A 229-nucleotide genomic window follows, 5' to 3' on the forward strand; every position below is an offset into this window, starting at 1 on the left:
GGGCGTGGTGTTCTCCGATATCGGGCTGTCATTCCTGAAGGAAGCCGATCCGGCGTTCTTCGACGAATTCATCGCGCATCACGAACGTTGCGACTACATGGAAATCGTTCACCGTGGCACGCATGTGCAGGTCCACGGCAATCATTTCTCGCGCACGTCGCGCATCGACATGCTGCGGGTCCTACAGCGCGCCTGCGAGCGCGAAGGTATCAGGATCGAATACGGTCGG

1 protein-coding gene is annotated in these 229 nt (G+C 59.0%); it reads left to right on the forward strand.

The genetic code is table 11. From position 1 onward, the window contains the following. Positions 1-229 (forward strand): hypothetical protein (locus SCA31_RS25815; RefSeq protein ID WP_410699778.1); only part of this gene is annotated, 229 nt, incomplete at both ends.

Source organism: Chryseobacterium sp. SIMBA_028 (genome assembly GCF_046535285.1).
Lineage (GTDB): Bacteria > Bacteroidota > Bacteroidia > Flavobacteriales > Weeksellaceae > Chryseobacterium.